Raw genomic sequence first — 12,974 nt, forward strand, 5'->3', positions numbered from 1 at the left:
TAAGGCATTAGCCGCCATCCGGCAATGACAGCCAGAGGAGTTTGAATGAAAATTTCCCGCCTTGGAGAAGCCCCGGATTACCGCTTCTCACTGGCAAATGAGCGTACCTTTCTGGCGTGGATCCGTACCGCGCTGGGGTTTCTGGCGGCGGGGGTTGGTCTCGACCAACTGGCTCCGGATTTTGCCACGCCGGTAATTCGTGAGCTTTTGGCGCTGTTGCTGTGCCTGTTTGCCGGTGGTCTGGCGATTTATGGCTACCTGCGCTGGCTGCGTAATGAGAGGGCGATGCGCCTGAAAGAGGATTTGCCCTATACCCATAGCCTGTTAATCATCAGTCTGATTTTGTTTATTGTCGCGGTGATTGTCATGGGACTGGTACTGTATGCCGGATAGCCGTAAGTCGCGACGTATCGCCGATCCGGGGTTACAACCGGAGCGAACATCGCTGGCCTGGTTTCGTACGCTTCTGGGTTATGGCGCGCTAATGGCGTTGGCGCTGAAGCACAACTGGCATCAGGCGGGCTTCCTGTTTTGGGTTTCAATTGTGGTGCTGGCGATGGTGGCGATCGTTCTGTGGCGCTATACCCGCAGCCGTAATCTGATGGATGTTACGCATAGCGATTTTTCTGAATCTCGCGCGGTGCGTGACAAATTTATGATCTCCCTCGCGGTGTTATCCCTCGCAATACTGTTTGCTGTAACGCATGTCCGCCAACTTATTGCGTTTATCGGGAATTTAGCATGACAGGATGTCAGGTCATGGCCAAACCAGCCAGCTCTCGTTGTAACCTGGATTGTCGTTACTGTTTTTACATCGATAAACCCACTCAACCCGAAATGGATGACGCCACCTTAGAGACGTTTATTCGTCAGCATATCACCGCACAGCCGGGGGCTGACGTGATGTTCGCCTGGCAGGGCGGAGAGCCAACCCTCTGTGGCATCGACTTTTTTCGCCGCGTAGTGACGTTGCAAAAACAGTACGGGGAAGGGAAGAAAATCCATAACGCGTTCCAGACCAACGGGATTTTGCTCAACGACGAATGGTGTCAGTTTTTGCACGATAACGGCTGGCTGGTGGGGATTTCGTTGGATGGCCCCGCCGAGTTGCACGATGCTTATCGTGTTAACCGCAGCGGAAAACCGACTCACCATAAGGTGGTGGACGCCATTGCCAGGCTCCGTAAGCATCAGGTGGAGTTCAATCTGCTGGTAGTGGTTAATTCTCTGAACAGCCAGCAACCTGAGTTGATGTATCGCTACCTTCGCCAGCTTGGCACGCCTTTTTTGCAGTTCATTCCGCTGGTTGAATATGATGAAGACGGCGAGCTTACCGCCGAATCCGTCCCGCCTCAGGCGTGGGGAACCTTCCTGAATTCCGTCTTTGATATCTGGGTCAGAGAGGATATTGGCCGCGTATTCATCCAGTTATTTGATTCAACTCTGGGCGTATGGTGCGGACACCCGGCGCAGATGTGTTCGCTAAGCTCCACCTGCGGACATGCTTTTGCTCTGGAAGCGAATGGCGATTTGTATCAGTGCGATCACTATGTCCACCCAGATTTTCGCCTGGGTAATATTCATCGCACGTCGTTGAGTGAGCTCAACGCCAGCCCGAGGGCAGCGGCGTTTGGTCAGTCCAAGAGAACCACGCTGAGCGCGGAATGCCAGGCGTGTTCGCTATTACGCTTTTGCCATGGTGATTGCCCAAAGCATCGCGACAGCAGTGGAAAGAGTGCGATTTGCGGCGGATACAGCGCTTTCTTCAATCATACCGCGCCGCATATGCGCGTGATGCGTGACCTTCTGAAGCAACATCGCTCACCGATGGAACTGATGGCGATGCTGCGTTAATTTCAGCGGCGTTTAACGTCCTTTGGCCAGATACTGCGCCATTTCGGCTTCCGGCACCATGCCGCCGCCGGTCGCCCACACCAGGTGGGTGGCGTTATTGAGCTGCTCCGCGCTGAAGCCGTGCATTTGCTGATAGTCAGCAGAAGCGCAAACGTGCTGCGGACCGGCCATCCCGGCCAGCGCCGATGGCTCAAGGCGAATGCCTTCTTCCTGCGCCAGCCAGTCCAGCATGTCGTACATAGTCTGATCGTCCAGGGTGTACAGACCGTCGAGCAGACGTTCCATTGCTCGGCCAACAAAGCCGGACGCGCGGCCCACCGCCAGCCCATCAGCCGCTGTCAGGTTATCGATACCAATGTCCTGCACAGAAATCGTATCGTGCAGCCCGGTATAAATCCCCAGCAGCATGCACGGTGAATGGGTAGGTTCTGCGAAGAAGCAGTGCACGTTATCGCCGAATGCCAGCTTCAGGCCAAACGCCACCCCGCCAGGCCCACCGCCGACGCCGCACGGCAGGTAAACAAACAGCGGATGGTCGGCATCCACCACGCGCCCCTGCTGCGCGAACTGCGCCTTCAGACGCTCGCCGGCTACCGCATAACCTAAAAACAACGTGCGGGAATTTTCATCATCGATAAAGAAACAGTTCGGATCGGATTGTGCCGCCTTACGGCCCTGCTCAACCGCCACGCCATAATCTTCTTCATACTCCACGACCGTCACGCCGTGGCTGCGCAGTTTGGCTTTTTTCCATGCGCGAGCGTCGGCAGACATATGAACCGTCACCTTAAAACCGATACGGGCGCTCATAATGCCGATCGACATCCCAAGGTTGCCAGTGGAGCCTACGGCGATGCTGTACTGACTGAAGAACTGTTTAAACTCAGGCGAAAGCAGAATGCTGTAATCGTCTTGTGTGGTCAGCAGACCGGCTTCCAGCGCCAGTTTTTCCGCGTGGGTTAGCACTTCATAAATACCGCCACGCGCTTTAATTGAGCCGGAAATCGGTAGATGGCTGTCTTTCTTCAGCAGAATTTCGCCGTTGATGCGCTGCCCATACTCTTTTTCCAGCCGCTTTTGCATCGTTGGGATCGCGGCCAGTTCAGATTCGATAATGCCGCCGGTGGCTGCGGTTTCCGGGAATGCCTGCGCCAGATACGGCGCGAAGCGCGTCAGACGAGCGTGGGCATCCTGAACATCGTGCTCTGTCAGGCCAACATACGGTAAACCTTCCGCAAGAGAGGTAGTGCCAGGGTTAAACCAGGTCGTCTCCTTGAGAGCGACCAGATCTTCCACTAAAGGATGCTGGGCGATAAGTGTTTGAATGTTTTCCATAGTCAGTCTCTTTGCGCTTAGATAATAAAGGAAAGCAGGAATGTGCAAACCAGTGCAATAACGGACGCGATAAATGTCGCGGTCGTATAATATTTGAACGTCTCATTTAGGGTGGCGCCGCAGTACTGCTTCACCAGCCAGAAGAGGGAATCGGTGACGATCGTGCAGCCAATCGCGCCGGAACCGATGGCAATGGCGATGATCTCCGGGCTAACGTTGGGGTAGAGCGGCAGCATCGGGGCCACGATTGCCGTCGCACCCATCATCGCCACCGTGGCAGAGCCCACCGCAGCATGCAGGATTAACGCCACCAGCCAAGCCAGCAGAATCGGGTGCATATGCATGTTCGAGAGGATCAGCGCGAGGGTATCCGCCAGTCCGCTGCTCTTGAGGATAGCGTTGAATGCGCCGCCTGCGCCGATAATCAGCAAAATGTTAGCAATGGAGCCAAAACCGTTTTCGGTGTGGGTCAGCAGCGCACCCATGCCAATGTGCTGACGCAGGCCGAGAATGTAATAGGCCACGAAAACGGCAATAAACATCGCGGTGATCGGGTTACCAATAAACTCCAACAGCGTATAAACCGTGCTGCCTTTCGCCATGTTCAGCTCAGCGACGGTTTTTACCAGCATCAGGCCAATCGGCAGCAGTACGGTAAACAGCGTAGCGCCCAGCGATGGCAGCGTACTTTCGTCGCGCACCTTGAGGTCGGAAAACTCAGCCGGAACCGGTTTAAACGGCAGACGGTTACCGAGGAATTTCAGATACAGCGGACCGCCGATCAGCGAGGCCATTAAGCCCACCAGTAAGCCGTAGACAATCACGGTGCCAATGTCCGCGCCCAGCTTGTTCGCCACGAACAGGGCGGCTGGATGCGGCGGCACGACGCAGTGTACTGCCATCAGCGCTGTACATAACGGAATCGCCAGCTTCAGTAGCGAGGTATTGGTTTTTTTGGCAATTGAAAAGGCCAGAGGAATCAACAGCACTACGCCGACTTCAACAAACAGTGTGATCCCGCAAATCAGCCCGACCAGTACCATAATGACGTCAGCGGAAAGCCAGCGACAGCGCTGTAGCGTCAGGCCGATACGTTCGGCCGCGCCGGACACTTCCATCATTTTGCCAAGAATGGTCCCAAGACCGATAACCGCGGCGAGGAAGCCCAGCGTACCGCCGATGCCACTCTCAATGGCATTGACCATATCCAGCGGCCCCATACCCATCATCGTACCCACGAAGAAGCTGGCTAACAGCAGCGCCAGAAACGGGTGGAATTTGAACTTCACGATGGTCAAAACGATTAACACGATGCTTATCAGCAGCGTGCTCACAACCCAGATTTGAGAGTGCATAACTCACCTTGCCCTGTGATTAATATAGGGTTATTGGACAAAAATAAGGCATGGTCTGACAAACGATATAAATCCCCTTTCACATGAGCCAGATTGCATCAAGTAGGTGATTTACGTCTAATTACGCTTTGTTTATGCGATATGGTTCACCTTGATTCATCTTTGTGCTGATTTTTGCAGCGAACTTTTTTACACTCCGGCGAATGAATCAGGAGGACAGGAGGTGAACATGGATCCCTTACGCGAGGTCAGAAATCGGCTGCTCAACGGCTGGCAGTTGTCAAAGCTGTATACCTTTGAAGTGGCGGCCCGGCACCAGTCGTTTGCGCTGGCGGCAGATGAGCTGTCATTAAGCCCCAGCGCTGTCAGCCATCGCATTAATCAGCTGGAAGATGAGCTGGGTATTCAGCTGTTTGTTCGTTCGCATCGTAAAGTGGAACTCACCCACGAGGGCAAGCGGGTGTTCTGGGCGCTGAAATCATCGCTGGATACGCTGAATCAGGAAATCCTTGATATTAAAAATCAGGAGTTGTCCGGGACCCTCACCGTCTACTCACGGCCTTCTATCGCTCAGTGCTGGCTGGTTCCGGCGCTCGGCGACTTTACCCGTCGCTATCCGTCGATTTCGCTGACCATGCTGACCGGGAACGACAACGTCAATCTGCAGCGTGCCGGGGTCGATCTGGCCATCTATTTTGACGACGCACCCTCCGCGCAGCTCACGCACCACTTCCTGATGGATGAAGAGATCCTGCCGGTATGCAGCCCGGACTACGCTCACCGCCATGACCTTACCGGTTCGCTGGTGAATTTACCGCACTGTACGTTGCTGCATGACAGACAGGCGTGGAGTAACGACTCCGGGACCGATGAATGGCACAGTTGGGCGCAGCATTTTTCGGTGAATCTGCCGACATCGTCGGGAATTGGTTTCGATCGTTCTGATTTGGCGGTGATTGCGGCGATGAATCATATCGGCGTGGCGATGGGCCGAAAGCGGCTGGTGCAAAAACGCCTCGACAGTGGAGAGCTGGTTGCGCCTTTTGGCGATATGGCGCTGAAATGCCATCAGCACTACTACATCACTACCCTGCCTGGCAGACAATGGCCGAAAATCGAGGCGTTTATTCGCTGGCTTCAGGAACAGGTTAAATAAGCGGGTCGCGAATATTTTTTACGCTTTCTCGCTACACGCAAAGTGAAAAAGCATGCTAAATACGTGATATCACTCCTGATGATTTGCGTAAGGACGACCGTGTTAAAGCCGATTGTTTCCCTTTTACTGTTAGCCAGCGCCACCGTGTGTGCCGCGCAACCTGTGCTGACCGCGGCGCAGTATGCGCAGCAGCTTGGCGTTGGGATGGACGTAGACTGGGCGCGTACCGATCGGGGTATCCGTGAATTCGATCCGCTGGTGGTGCGGGATTACAGGGCGAAAGGGTTAACCCACGTGCGCATTCGCGTGGCGGGAGAGCCTACGGAGGCGCGGCTTATACATCTGCGCAAGCTGGTGGAAGCCTGCGAGCAGTATGGCGTGATCCCGATAATTGCCTATCAGGCTGACGAATATAAAAAAGATCCCAGTACCGGTAACGAAAAAGAGGTGGTTAACTGGTGGGTGGCGGTGGCGCATTACTTTGGTCAAAGCTCGCCGTTGCTGGGTTTCGACCTGATATACGAACCCTCTGATAAGCTCAACCATAATCAGGTATCGCTCAATCGGGTGTATGACAAAACCATTCGTACTGTCCATGCCATCGACCCGCAGCGGATGATTTTTATCGCGCCGCGACTACGCGCCGCGCCGGAAGATTTGCCTGACCTGAAACTGCCGCCGCAAAGTCAGAATACCGTGCTGGCTCAATGGCATATTTTTCCGTGGGGGCCGCTGAAAAATAACGGTAAATATCCGTGGACCTCAGGCACAGCGGCAGAAAAGGCCGCTATTCGCGCCCGTATCAATACCGCCATTCACTGGCAGCAGAAAACGGGTCATGTCAGTTGGGTGGGAGGCTGGTCGCCAGGAGAAACCATCAGGAACGCGCCTTCTGCCTCGCAAATGGCGTTTGCCCGCTTTATGGCATGCGAACTGAAAAAAGCGAAAATTCCCTATGCTATCAATGCGGATACGCAGTTTTATGATGGCGAGGAAGGCGCCTGGCGTCCGGCGCTGGAACCGTTACTGACGACGATGATCGCGCCTGAATGCGAAAAGCCCGGCGATAAGCCGGGCCATCATACGCTTAAACCGCCTGCCCCTGATGCGACACGCGTGACGCCAGCGGAAGCCAGCAAACAAAAATCAACAGTCCCATAAGGGTCATCAGCAGGCCCAGACTGGCTTGCCCGGTCTGCGGCAGCATTGCAGAGAACCACGCTAGCACGCCGGAACCAATGTTCTGTAATCCCCCAACCAGCGCACCGGCAGTGCCTGCCAGGAATGGGAAAGGCTCCATTGCGCCACTGGTTGCCAGCGGAAACAGCATCCCGGCACCGAAGAAAAATAGTACGGCGGGAACCAGCAGCGTCCAGACGTTCATCACGTCAAACAGGCCCGGGATCCACATCATTAAACCGGCTACCAGACAGCAGATAACCGACTGCCACATCAGCGTCGAGAAACGCTTATTCGGGCGACCGGCGAACCAGGCGCCGAAAAATGCCGCCGGGATGGGCAGAATAAACAGGATACTGACCACCATGCTGCTTAAACCGAGCCTTGCGCCCAACAATACCCCGGAGCAGGCCTCGAAGACCGCAACGCCCGCCAGGCCGCCGATCAGCATTAGCACGTAACAGGTGAAAGAACTGTTACCAAACAGCGTTTTATAGCTGGCGATAAGGCGTGGACGCGGTGCGCCCGCAGGACGCGTTTCCGGCATCCAGCGCGCCATGCTAAACGTGACGCCCGCGCACAGAACCAGCAGGAAGATGTAACAGGCGCGCCAGTTCCACAGGGTATCCAGCATGCCGCCAATCAGCGGGGCCAGCAGCGGACTCACCAGAATCCCCATGTTTAACAAACTATTCGCGTGGCGCAGCTGCGTGCCTTCGTACAGATCGCGCGGTAAGGTTCGCGCCATTACACCGCCGACGCCTGTTCCCATGCCCTGGATTGCACTGGCGATAATCAGTACCGTCAGGCTGTGGGTGGTAATCGCGACCAGCGTGGCCAGCATAAAAATAGACATTCCGGTGAGGATCACCGGACGGCGGCCAACGCGATCGGAAAGTGGGCCGTAAAACAGTTGTGACAGGCCGTAGGTCAGCAGGTAGGCGGCCATTACGCTTTGCACCGCTCCTTCGCGAACGTTCAGTTCACGCGCCATATCAGCAATCGCGGGGATATAAATGGTTTGCGCCATCTGACCTACCGCCACCAGTAATACCAACATCAACAACAAATTGACGCTTCTATGCCTTTTCATTTCGCTGATTACTTTTAAAAAAGAGAAAAAAGAAGAATAAGGTGCTGTACTTTCCCGTAAATGCGCGTGGAATCTACCACAACAGAAAAAGAAGGCCAGATAGTGGGCTGGAATGTTTACGCGATGAACGGCAGGAAATGTAAACAAAAAGCGGCAACAAATGTTGCCGGATTGCATCGGCTTTACGGCGCGATCATGACAAGCGAAGTAAGACAGCGCCTACGGCAATACCGGCGGCCGCGACAAGGCGTATTCCGGCAACCTTTTCTTTCAGCAGTAGCCAGGCGAGCAGAGCGCCAAACAGAATGGAGGTTTCACGCAGCGCTGCGACCACCGCCAACGGAGCCTGGGTCATGGCCCACAGCGCCAGACCGTAAGAACCCATCGTGCCAATCCCGCCCAGAATACCTTTCTTCCACTGCTGTACCAGATAGCGTGACGCTTCCCGGCGCCGGGCGATCATCGCCCAGCCCAGCAGACAGGAACCGTTCAGAAAGAAGGTCCACAGCGTATAACCGAGCGCGGTTTCTGATAAGCGTACGCCGGTGCCATCAACCAGCGTGTAACCGGCGATAAAGCAGGCGTTAATGAGCGCCAGTACGATCCCGCGTTGTGAGCTGCTGCGTCCGTTAAATGCCATGCCGAGAATGGCCAGACAGATCGTAGCAATCCCCACCCAGGCAAACACAGACAGGCTATCGCCAAGGAACAAGACGCTGATAATCGCAACCAGCAGCGGTGCTGTCCCACGCATCAGAGGATAGGTCTGACTCATATCCGAAACCTGATAGGTTTTGGCGACCAGGACCGTATACACCACTTGCAACGCGGTTGAGACGGCCAAAAACGGCAGGCTGGCGGCGGAAGGCTGAGGCGCGAAGGGTAAGCAGATCAGTGCCATAATCGCCGCGGAGCCGCTGACGCCAATCGCCGAGTACAGTTTATCGTTTCCAGCTTTAACAATGGCATTCCAACTGGCATGCAGCAGCGCGGCAAACAGCAAAATGCAGAAAACAGAAAGCGTCATGGTGGCGTTCTTCCCTGAGAATGTCATAAAAACGTAACATATTGGCGCGAGACAAGCACCAGGGAGAAGGTGAAAGGGGAGCGGAGTGTTACCCGCTCCCCTTAGGTGCGACTTGAATCCGAATTACTTAACGTATTTCAGAACGGCATCAAGTAGTTGCAGTGCTGCAACAATGAGTTTGAGGATAAGAATAGCGATATCCACGAGGCTCATACGCTCTCCTTTTGGTACAAGGAGCACGGTGCTGACGTACCTCGCCGCTGCCTGTTGCCAGCACCTTTGTTGACATAACACAGTGTGCTCACACGGGGGTTAAGGCGCTGACGGCACCACCCGTTTCAGCCAGGACTTTGATGCGCCGGTTTACGATGCGGCCCCCGCATAACACATTGCGTACCGAGACATTATAGATAAACACTGTATAAATTAACAGTATTTTGTGGACATTGTGCCATTCATGTTCCATACTCAAAACCATCAAAATTCGTGCCGAAATTGCGTGTTCTTCGCAGAACGCGTATACTTTTTCCGTTGACATAACACAGTGTGTTCGGCGGCTACCAACCGCACAGCGCTGAAAAAAACCTCGCTCCGGCGGGGTTTTTTGTTTTCCGACTCTGCACAGCGAAATGTGATCGTTGACGCATTTTTATGCAGATGAAAATTTTTCCATTGTCACGCTGAAAAACCTGTGTTTGTATAAATCCAGTTAATCAACAAACAGACAGGTCCCTAATGAACCCTTCCATGCTGACTGCGACCCTACTAAAAACTGCGCCATCTCGCGCAGCGGTCGTCGTGCGTGTGGTGGTGGTCGTCGGCAATGCGCCGTAGGGTCCGGATCAACACACGATTCCAAAACCCCGCCGGCGCAAACCGGGCGGGGTTTTTCGTTTAAGAGACCTGCCCGAAGCAAAGGCCCAGAATAAAAGGACTGGAGCATGGCAAGTTCGGGCATAACATCCAAGCGTACGCGTTTTACGGGCGCAGAATTCATCGTTCATTTCATGGAACGCCAGGGGATTCAGGTGGTCACCGGTATTCCTGGCGGATCGATTCTTCCCGTCTATGACGCTTTAAGCCAAAGCACGCAAATCCGTCATATCCTGGCGCGCCACGAGCAGGGCGCGGGGTTTATCGCGCAGGGGATGGCGAGAACCGATGGTAAACCCGCCGTCTGTATGGCCTGTAGCGGACCGGGCGCGACCAACCTGGTGACCGCCATTGCCGACGCGCGGCTGGATTCCATCCCGCTGGTGTGTATCACCGGGCAGGTTCCGGCCTCAATGATCGGGACCGACGCCTTCCAGGAAGTCGACACCTACGGCATCTCTATCCCCATCACCAAGCACAACTATCTGGTCCGCCATATCAGTGAATTACCGCAGGTCATGAGCGATGCGTTCCGCATTGCGCAGTCCGGCCGTCCGGGCCCGGTGTGGATAGACATTCCTAAGGATATTCAAACCGCCGTTTTTGAGATTGAAGAGATGCTGGAGCCCGCGCAGAAAATGGCGGCACCGGCGTTCAGCCAGGACAGCATTCGCGATGCCGCAGCTATGATTAACGCCGCACAGCGTCCGGTGCTGTATCTCGGCGGCGGCGTGATTAACGCGCCTGAGCGGGTTCGTGAACTGGCAGAAAAAGCCATGCTGCCCACCACCATGACCTTAATGGCGCTCGGTATGTTGCCGAAAGCGCATCCGCTGTCGTTAGGCATGCTGGGTATGCACGGCGCGCGCAGCACTAATTTTATTCTGCAAGAAGCGGACTTATTGATTGTTCTGGGCGCACGTTTTGATGACCGGGCGATTGGTAAAACCGAGCAGTTCTGTCCGAACGCCAAAATCATCCACGTGGACATCGACCGCGCGGAGCTGGGTAAAATCAAACAGCCGCATGTGGCGATTCAGGCGGATGTCGATGAGGTTCTGGCGCAACTGATCCCATTAATTGACGCGCAGCCGCGAGAGTCGTGGCATCAAATGGTGGCCGATTTACAACGCGAATTCCCCTGCAGCATTCCGCAGGAAAGCGACCCGCTCAGCCACTATGGGCTGATCAACGCCGTAGCGGCCTGCGTGGATGACAATGCCATTATCACCACCGACGTAGGCCAGCATCAGATGTGGGCCGCACAGGCTTACCCGCTGAACCGTCCTCGTCAGTGGCTGACCTCCGGCGGTCTGGGAACCATGGGCTTTGGCCTGCCGGCGGCAATTGGCGCAGCGCTGGTCAACCCGGACAAAAAGGTGCTGTGCTTCTCCGGCGACGGTAGCCTGATGATGAATATTCAGGAAATGGCAACGGCCAGCGAAAATCAGCTGGATATTAAAATCATCCTGATGAATAACGAAGCGTTGGGTCTGGTGTATCAGCAGCAGAGTTTGTTCTATAAGCAGGGCGTTTTTGCGGCGACATATCCGGGGATGATTAACTTTATGCAGATAGCCGCCGGGTTTGGCCTCGAAACCTGCGATTTGAATAACGAAGCGGATCCACAGGCAGCGTTGCAGGAGATTATTAATCGCCCTGGACCTGCGCTGATCCACGTGCGCATCGATGCCGAAGAAAAAGTGTACCCGATGGTGCCGCCGGGTGCGGCAAACACAGAAATGGTGGGGGAATAAGCCATGCAACAGCAGACTCATGACAACGTAATCCTGGAACTCACCGTACGCAACCATCCGGGCGTAATGACCCACGTCTGCGGGCTGTTTGCCCGCCGCGCGTTCAACGTGGAAGGCATTCTCTGTCTACCGATTCAGGACAGCGACAAGAGCCGCATCTGGCTACTGGTCAACGACGATCAGCGTCTTGAGCAGATGATAAGCCAGATCGACAAGCTGGAAGATGTGGTGAAAGTGGCCCGCAACCAGTCCGACCCGTCGATGTTTAACAAAATCACGGTTTTCTTTGAGTGAGTTAGTCGCCGTCTGAATCCGGGGTGATGACTTTGACAGAGCCGTTCCGGCAGTGGGTTGCGTAATCTGCCGGCAACGGGCGATCGCTTATCAGTACGTCAAAAGTGGAAAGCGGACCAATGCTGGCGGGAGCAACCTCATCAAACAGGGCGTGGCGGGTTAGCAGAATTTTGCGCAATCCGCGTTCCATCGCTTTGCGTTTGGTGGCCAGATCGTCCGGATTGAACCAGCTAACGCCGAAATGCTCATGGACTCCGCTGGCAGAGATAAACACTTTTCGTGGGTTGAGCGCATCCAGCGGAGAGGGATTGCTGGTGTCGTAAAAGGCATCACTTTTCGCCCGATAGGTGCCCCCGCAAAGAATCACCGTGGCGTTGGGTTTTTCATTTAGCGCCACGAATACCCGGTGTGAGTAGCAAATTCCGGTAAAGGTAATATCGTCCGGGATCATGCTGACGACTAATGGCATTTCCGCACCATTATCAAAAAAGACCAGATCGTTTTCACTGACCAGTCCCGCGGCCAGAATGGCAACCGGTAAATCGTCGCGATGATACTGCTTTTGCACGGGGAGCGGAGCGTTAACGAGGGTGGCGGGCTTGTTCACCATCACGATGTAACCACCGAGTAGCGTAAGCGGCAATGGTTCGTCATCCTGGCTGAGATCCCGACGGATGGTCATCACGGAAACCTCCAGCATGCGCGCCGCCTCTTTCAGATGGATTCTGTCGGTCTTCTTCAACAATTCCATCAGACGTCGAATACGTTCTTTTTGCTTGGTTTCCATGCACACTCTCCACGAATCATGTTTTCATGTTCCTTCAGTAACATTTATGTGTTTCTGGGAACATGACATTGCTGCATTACTATACGTCTGACCATTGGGAAATAAAAGCGTGTTTTTACACGTTTTATTGATTATAAGCAGCGAGTTTTCAGTCAATTGTAAGCAAGTTAATCATTTTGAGTGTGATAGAGACGCAACATTTAGCATAATAAATAAACAATAAAATGATCCTCCAATCGCGATCCTAGTCACAAATGATACGGA

At 54.3% G+C, this 12,974-nt stretch carries 14 protein-coding genes; 8 read left to right on the top strand and 6 right to left on the bottom strand.

Annotation, left to right across the window (positions count from 1 at the left end; translation table 11 throughout):
• Nucleotides 1-45 precede the first annotated feature (45 nt).
• The 3 genes from HV302_RS00095 to HV302_RS00105 are packed head-to-tail and all read left to right on the top strand — an operon-like array spanning nt 46 to nt 1,854.
• Nucleotides 46-393: a YidH family protein gene (locus HV302_RS00095; protein WP_016157812.1), complete on the top strand. Its 348-nt coding sequence runs from the start codon at nt 46-48 to the stop codon at nt 391-393.
• The gene (locus tag HV302_RS00100; RefSeq protein WP_019078012.1) at nt 383-745 is read left to right on the top strand and encodes a DUF202 domain-containing protein; all 363 of its coding nucleotides are present in this window, start codon (nt 383-385) and stop codon (nt 743-745) included. The genes HV302_RS00095 and HV302_RS00100 overlap by 11 nt, the downstream gene beginning before the upstream one ends.
• Nucleotides 742-1,854, top strand: a complete 1,113-nt coding sequence (locus HV302_RS00105) for an anaerobic sulfatase maturase (RefSeq protein WP_181626761.1) — start codon at nt 742-744, stop codon at nt 1,852-1,854. Before HV302_RS00100 ends, HV302_RS00105 begins: the two co-directional genes overlap by 4 nt.
• Before the next feature lie 12 nt (nt 1,855-1,866).
• Here HV302_RS00105 and dsdA read toward each other — a convergent pair whose 3' ends face one another.
• On the bottom strand, nt 1,867-3,189 hold the full coding sequence (gene dsdA / locus HV302_RS00110; RefSeq protein WP_181626762.1) for a D-serine ammonia-lyase: 1,323 nt from the start codon (nt 3,187-3,189) through the stop codon (nt 1,867-1,869).
• 17 nt (nt 3,190-3,206) lie between these two features.
• Nucleotides 3,207-4,544, bottom strand: coding sequence for a D-serine transporter DsdX (gene dsdX, locus HV302_RS00115; protein WP_016157809.1), 1,338 nt, complete (start codon nt 4,542-4,544; stop codon nt 3,207-3,209).
• A gap of 229 nt (nt 4,545-4,773) precedes the next feature.
• On the opposite strand from dsdX, the gene dsdC reads away from it, so the two are divergent.
• A complete protein-coding gene (gene dsdC / locus HV302_RS00120) occupies nt 4,774-5,700 on the top strand; it encodes a DNA-binding transcriptional regulator DsdC (protein WP_049042665.1) in 927 nt (308 codons plus the stop codon).
• A 78-nt stretch (nt 5,701-5,778) separates the two neighbouring features.
• Nucleotides 5,779-6,861: a cellulase family glycosylhydrolase gene (locus HV302_RS00125; protein ID WP_047358470.1), complete on the top strand. Its 1,083-nt coding sequence runs from the start codon at nt 5,779-5,781 to the stop codon at nt 6,859-6,861.
• On the opposite strand, the gene emrD is transcribed toward HV302_RS00125, so the two are convergent.
• The 3 genes from emrD to tisB form a co-directional block, all read right to left on the bottom strand.
• The gene (emrD, locus tag HV302_RS00130; RefSeq protein WP_181626763.1) at nt 6,788-7,972 is read right to left on the bottom strand and encodes a multidrug efflux MFS transporter EmrD; all 1,185 of its coding nucleotides are present in this window, start codon (nt 7,970-7,972) and stop codon (nt 6,788-6,790) included. The genes HV302_RS00125 and emrD overlap by 74 nt on opposite strands.
• A 193-nt stretch (nt 7,973-8,165) precedes the next feature.
• Nucleotides 8,166-8,999: a DMT family transporter gene (locus HV302_RS00135; RefSeq protein ID WP_016157806.1), complete on the bottom strand. Its 834-nt coding sequence runs from the start codon at nt 8,997-8,999 to the stop codon at nt 8,166-8,168.
• A gap of 123 nt (nt 9,000-9,122) precedes the next feature.
• On the bottom strand, nt 9,123-9,212 hold the full coding sequence (gene tisB / locus HV302_RS00140) for a type I toxin-antitoxin system toxin TisB (protein ID WP_003023909.1): 90 nt from the start codon (nt 9,210-9,212) through the stop codon (nt 9,123-9,125).
• 522 nt (nt 9,213-9,734) lie between these two features.
• Here tisB and ivbL point away from each other — a divergent pair.
• From ivbL to ilvN, 3 genes are all read left to right on the top strand, one after another.
• The gene (ivbL, locus tag HV302_RS00145; RefSeq protein WP_003827118.1) at nt 9,735-9,833 is read left to right on the top strand and encodes an ilvB operon leader peptide IvbL; all 99 of its coding nucleotides are present in this window, start codon (nt 9,735-9,737) and stop codon (nt 9,831-9,833) included.
• Between the two features lie 107 nt (nt 9,834-9,940).
• Nucleotides 9,941-11,629: an acetolactate synthase large subunit gene (gene ilvB, locus HV302_RS00150; RefSeq protein ID WP_181626764.1), complete on the top strand. Its 1,689-nt coding sequence runs from the start codon at nt 9,941-9,943 to the stop codon at nt 11,627-11,629.
• Nucleotides 11,630-11,632: 3 nt separating this feature from the next.
• Nucleotides 11,633-11,923, top strand: coding sequence for an acetolactate synthase small subunit (ilvN, locus tag HV302_RS00155; RefSeq protein ID WP_003023914.1), 291 nt, complete (start codon nt 11,633-11,635; stop codon nt 11,921-11,923).
• A 1-nt stretch (nt 11,924) separates the two neighbouring features.
• Here ilvN and HV302_RS00160 read toward each other — a convergent pair whose 3' ends face one another.
• A complete protein-coding gene (locus tag HV302_RS00160) occupies nt 11,925-12,710 on the bottom strand; it encodes a DeoR family transcriptional regulator (RefSeq protein ID WP_016157805.1) in 786 nt (261 codons plus the stop codon).
• Nucleotides 12,711-12,974: the final 264 nt, after the last annotated feature.

Origin of the sequence: Citrobacter sp. RHBSTW-00859, from assembly GCF_013729795.1 — a bacterium.
Lineage (GTDB): Bacteria > Pseudomonadota > Gammaproteobacteria > Enterobacterales > Enterobacteriaceae > Citrobacter > Citrobacter braakii.

What these genes read in the sequence shown, in the direction of transcription:
- HV302_RS00095 (WP_016157812.1), top strand. Translation starts at nt 46, where the DNA reads ATGAAAATTTCCCGCCTTGGAGAAGCCCCGGATTACCGCTTCTCACTG.
- HV302_RS00100 (WP_019078012.1), top strand. Translation starts at nt 383, where the DNA reads ATGCCGGATAGCCGTAAGTCGCGACGTATCGCCGATCCGGGGTTACAA.
- HV302_RS00105 (WP_181626761.1), top strand. Translation starts at nt 742, where the DNA reads ATGACAGGATGTCAGGTCATGGCCAAACCAGCCAGCTCTCGTTGTAAC.
- dsdA (WP_181626762.1), bottom strand. Translation starts at nt 3,189, where the DNA reads ATGGAAAACATTCAAACACTTATCGCCCAGCATCCTTTAGTGGAAGAT.
- dsdX (WP_016157809.1), bottom strand. Translation starts at nt 4,544, where the DNA reads ATGCACTCTCAAATCTGGGTTGTGAGCACGCTGCTGATAAGCATCGTG.
- dsdC (WP_049042665.1), top strand. Translation starts at nt 4,774, where the DNA reads ATGGATCCCTTACGCGAGGTCAGAAATCGGCTGCTCAACGGCTGGCAG.
- HV302_RS00125 (WP_047358470.1), top strand. Translation starts at nt 5,779, where the DNA reads ATGATTTGCGTAAGGACGACCGTGTTAAAGCCGATTGTTTCCCTTTTA.
- emrD (WP_181626763.1), bottom strand. Translation starts at nt 7,972, where the DNA reads ATGAAAAGGCATAGAAGCGTCAATTTGTTGTTGATGTTGGTATTACTG.
- HV302_RS00135 (WP_016157806.1), bottom strand. Translation starts at nt 8,999, where the DNA reads ATGACGCTTTCTGTTTTCTGCATTTTGCTGTTTGCCGCGCTGCTGCAT.
- tisB (WP_003023909.1), bottom strand. Translation starts at nt 9,212, where the DNA reads ATGAGCCTCGTGGATATCGCTATTCTTATCCTCAAACTCATTGTTGCA.
- ivbL (WP_003827118.1), top strand. Translation starts at nt 9,735, where the DNA reads ATGAACCCTTCCATGCTGACTGCGACCCTACTAAAAACTGCGCCATCT.
- ilvB (WP_181626764.1), top strand. Translation starts at nt 9,941, where the DNA reads ATGGCAAGTTCGGGCATAACATCCAAGCGTACGCGTTTTACGGGCGCA.
- ilvN (WP_003023914.1), top strand. Translation starts at nt 11,633, where the DNA reads ATGCAACAGCAGACTCATGACAACGTAATCCTGGAACTCACCGTACGC.
- HV302_RS00160 (WP_016157805.1), bottom strand. Translation starts at nt 12,710, where the DNA reads ATGGAAACCAAGCAAAAAGAACGTATTCGACGTCTGATGGAATTGTTG.